This window comes from Milkweed yellows phytoplasma str. MW1 (assembly GCF_000309485.1).
In the GTDB taxonomy this organism is placed as follows: Bacteria; Bacillota_I; Bacilli_A; order Acholeplasmatales; family Acholeplasmataceae; genus Phytoplasma.
This window is the reverse complement of the sequence record NZ_AKIL01000057.1, coordinates 1-4,747: the sequence shown is the minus strand read 5'-3', so window position 1 is coordinate 4,747 and position 4,747 is coordinate 1. Positions and strand designations below refer to the sequence as shown.

Genomic DNA, 4,747 nt, shown 5'->3' with positions numbered 1-4,747 from the left:
AAATATCGAGTATCATTATATATATCGATATAATATATAAAATATCCCTGGTTAAATGTGTTTATCTTTATATAGAATATTTTGAAGAGACAAATGATGATAAAATGATGAGTGAATGATGATAAAATGATGAGTTATAATAAATTATTTGTTTTATGATTTTTCTTTTATTAAATATCTTTTATAATCTGGACGTAGCTTTTTCACCCGATAACCTTGTTTCGTTTTAGTTAAGAAGAATTGAATATATTTTAAATCTTCTGGACGATAATAAACAACATTTAAACCTTTCTTATAGTTTGTTTTGATAGGATTATTATATTTATCTAGTTTATTGGGGTCTAGTTGGTATAATTGTAAGTTTCCCAATTTATGAAAATTGATTTTGCCAATTAATTCTTTGATAGCGTTTTTAGATTCATTTTTATAATTGATTTGAAAGATATCATGATAGGTTTTAAGGGGGTTATTTTTGCTTTTAAGAGGGGTTAAATATGAAAGTAATGGGTTTGGCTATTACTAGAAGAGAAATTATCATTAATTAAGGTTATTTTCGTTTTTTTAATTTCTTCTAAGATTTGAGGATCGACGAAAAGAGTTTGGTTTTTAGGGCGATAATTGGCTTCTTGATAAGTATTTTTCTTTTTAGAGTGGGTGATAATAGTCAGGTTGATTAACTCTTCTTTTAAAGTTTGTAAAAAGAGTTTAATAAGAGTTTAATTTGGTCTAAATCATTGGGGGTTGTGTTTGTTTTCCAACCACCTATAATGATTCCTTGATTAAGGTCGTTTTTCATATTTTTGCTATCTTTTTTTGTTTTGTTGTTCATATTTTTGTTTTCTCCTTTAATTTGTTTTTGTTATTTTGTTAAAATATTTATCAATTTTTGGCCTAGTAATTGCAATATGCGTGATTTATATAATTTTATTTTTAAAGTTCATATATAGGACAAAATAATATGTTTGTTTTTGTTTAATTGGTATTTTATAATAAATCATTATGTCATGACTTCAACTTTATCTTCACCAAAGAAATGAATGGCTAAATCCACTATTTGTTTCTTTTCGGCTTCTTCGTATGATATGTATGGATCTAAAAAACATTTTTGATAAGCTTCTTTCCCATATTGTCTTAATAAATCATCAACATCTTTACAAGTTTTATCATAAGGAGGCATAATGCTTCTAATTTCATAAGGGATTTGTTGTTCTTTTAGTTATTCGCTTAAGGCTGTGTTTCTTTTTCTTCCAGTTTCGTCGTTATCTAAGGCAATAATGACTTTAATTGCTTCTTTTTTGAGAATATCCATTTGGGATTGGAAAAGTAATTGGGAAACACAAATTAATCCCACGACATTTTTTATGCCGTGTTGCCAACAACTAATCATATCAAAAAAACCTTCATGAATGATGATGGTTTTGGTTTGTTTGATAGATGGTAAAGCTTCAAAAAACGATAACTGAAATGAAAAGTAGGAGTTTGGCTAAAATTGTTAATAGATTGATATTTAGGTTGGAAATAGATATTATCACGAAAATGATTTTGATAAAAGTGAAAAGTTTGGCAGTCTTGTTCGATGGGAATAATAATAGAACCATGTAAAGTATCGTGGTAATATTGGAAACCTTTTTGATTGGTTTTTTCTTTGATAAAACCATATTCAACTAGTTTTGTTATATCAATGTTTTTCTTTTTACAATAATTTACTAGACGGAAAGATAAAGGTTTATCAGATAAAGGGGCATATCCTAGTTTAAATTCTTTAATCGTTTCTATTGATAATTGGCGTTTTTTCGTTAAATATTCTATTCCTAAATGACTTTCGTTGTTTCTGTTGGAAGTTAATAAGTAATGATAATAATCTCTTATTTGATTGAATAATGGCGTTGTTTCTTTCAATAGTTGGTTTTTGATAAGTTGAATTTGGTGTTCATAGATAGGATGTTGGGCTTGTTTAGCTTGATATTGTTTTCGAAAGGGGTTTGAAGAGGTTCTGGTTATTTCTTTTTCTCGTTGAAGGAGATTTTGAAATTCTTGACTTTTCATAAAGTAGTTTATTCTTTGAATGGTTTCGCCAAAGGATTTAATTTTTCTTATTTCTCTATATATATCGATAATATCGTAATCACGGCTACATTTCCAACAATGAATTTTATTATCTGCAGTTAAATGACAACAAGTAGGATTTTGACCTTGATGAATGGGACAAGGAAAACGATATTTAATATAGAAATTTGATGGTAAAATCTTTAATTTTTTTAATAAAACTGACATAGGGAAGTTAATTTGAATATGTTTTATTTTTTCTTGAAAATTCATTTATTTTAACTCCTAATTTTTTGATTAATAATAAGTATCTATCTGATAAGGTAAAACATAACCGATTTCTTGGAAGGTTTGGGTTTGCATTTCAAAATGATAGAGTAAGTTTTTTTTGTTCCACTGCGATTCTTTTTGATATTGACTTCAATGATTTTTTGATTTTCATTTTTTGAGACATTGGAATACAATTGATTATCATGATCGTTATAAATATTTAGAGGTTTGGTTTTATCTTTGGCCATATTAGGTTGGAATTCAGACATCATTAAGACGATATCGGAGTTAGTTTCAATCCCACCACTTCCTTTTAAAGCGGTTATTTCTGGCGATTTACCGCGATAGTTAGTATAAGTATCTCTGGAAAATTGAGATAAAATGATAATCACAATGTTTAATTCGATGGCGATTTGTTTTAATTTAGTCATAATTTCATCAATGGCTAGACGGTCATTTTCTAAGTAGTTTGTGGTTTTGGTTATTTGAAGGTGGTCAATAACGATAATTTCTGCTTGTTTTTCTAAATGAAGGCGATAAACTAAATCAATTATATAATCAATATTTTTGCTTTTATCATAACTAAATGATAAATTTATGTTGGCAAAAAAATGTTTTGCTTTTTTCATCTTTTCTGTGTATTTGAGTGGCGTGATGTTGGCATCTTCAAAATTTTTATCTAAAATAACATCTAAGGAAATTTGAGTTTGGTGGGTTAATAAAACGACTTAAATTTTCTTCTAAAGTCATTTCATAAGAAAATACTAAAATATGAGGATAATGAGATATTTCTTGGTGTTTGGTTTTGGCTATATCTAAAAGAAGATTATAAACAAAAGTTGTTTTACCTAATCCAGTATAACCTCCAATAGTGATGATTTGGCCTTGTTTGAATCCTTTGGTGGATTGATTGAGTCCTTTAAAAATTTCTGATAAGCGGTAATATTCTTCTTGGATTTTTTGTTTTGCTTGATTATCGATGGCAAAAAATTCAGGATGTAAAGAAACCATTTGGTTTAAATTAAAGAGAGTTTTATCATTTTTGTGGGGGATTGAAGAGATAAAATTTCTTAATTGATCAAATATTTCTTGGTAATATAAATTTTTGTGGTAAGGGTCTTGGTTTTCAAAAGAAGGACTAATAATTTTTAAGAGTTGTTGAAACAGTTTTTCTTGGGTGAAGGTATGTTTTAGATTATCTAAAACATGAGTATTATTTTGGTTATTAAATTCATCATTTAAATAATTTAAAGAATCTAAAGTAAAGTTATCTTGTGGGAAATTAGTTTGTAAATATGTTAATAACTCTTTGATAATGATTGGTTTTGTCTCGGGTTTGTCCCACGGATGAGATGTTTGTTTTTCTAAAAATAAATATTTTAAAGCTGTAAATATTTTTGTATTTTTGGGGTCTAGTAGATTTTTAGGGTTGATTATTTGGCAGTAAATGTTTAACTTTTCCCATTGGCCTTGTTCGATATAATTTATTAGTTGTTTTAACGCTTTTTGTTCGTTGGTTAACATTTTTATATTAACTCCTTTTTTTATTTTTTAATTATATTGATATTAGAAAAAGGGATAAATTTGTTGGTAATTAAGTTTTGTAAGAAATTGTTAGCTGAATTGGAAAATAAGTTAATTACTTGATTAATTCCTTGCACTTTTCCTTGATTGATTTTATTGTTTAGTCTTTGTGTTTCGGTTTCGTTATTGGTTAATAAATAGAACTCAAAACAGGTGTCTAATTTTTTTAATTTGTTGTCCTTCTACCATGGCTTGTTTATAGCGGTCTCGGAGACAGGTTTTGAAATTAAACGCCATTATTCGTTTGGTTTCTGTGAATAAAACTAAATCAAAGCGAATATCGGGGATGAAAAATAAATAAGCCTGGGGATATAAATTGATGATGCCTTTGTTTTGAAAATATAATAAAATTAGATATTCATTGATTTTACCGCGGATGACTTTTTGGCTTTGAGAGTGATAGTTTTTATCGGTTAAATATTGATTGAGTAGATGGTGATGATGTCTCATATATTCATGAAAAGTAAGTGAAAATGATGTTTTATGAAAAATTTTTTTTAAAATATCAATGCATTGAGCGTTAGTATTAAATTGTTTAATTTGGTAAAAATTTTCGTTAGTTAACATCCATCTTACTTCCTTTCTAAAGAAAAAAGACCTTTTTTTTAAGGTATTTTCTTCTTAATTTTTTCGTTTTCCAAGTAATGGTGCCGTCAGGTTTAATGGTTTTGATTTTCCCATTACGGTAATAAAAATAGAGATTACCGTTTTGACATTTTTTCTTGAAAGAGTAGGTGATAAGTGAATAAAGTTGTTTTTCTATTTAAATAAAAATTAAATAAAAGGAGATTTAAATGTCTAGAAAAAGAAGTTATCGTAAATCTTTTAGAAGAAATAAATTAACATT

General features: G+C 27.2%; 4 pseudogenes. All 4 read right to left on the bottom strand.

Annotated elements, in window-relative coordinates:
• Window positions 1-153: 153 nt before the first annotated feature.
• Window positions 154-796: pseudogene (locus RI76_RS03300) on the bottom strand (phase variable surface lipoprotein).
• A gap of 201 nt (window positions 797-997) precedes the next feature.
• Window positions 998-2,319: pseudogene (locus RI76_RS01415) on the bottom strand (toprim domain-containing protein).
• A 24-nt stretch (window positions 2,320-2,343) separates the two neighbouring features.
• Window positions 2,344-3,840: pseudogene (locus RI76_RS01410) on the bottom strand (replicative DNA helicase).
• Window positions 3,841-3,860: 20 nt separating this feature from the next.
• Window positions 3,861-4,467 (bottom strand): annotated as a pseudogene (locus RI76_RS01405) (hypothetical protein).
• Window positions 4,468-4,747: the final 280 nt, after the last annotated feature.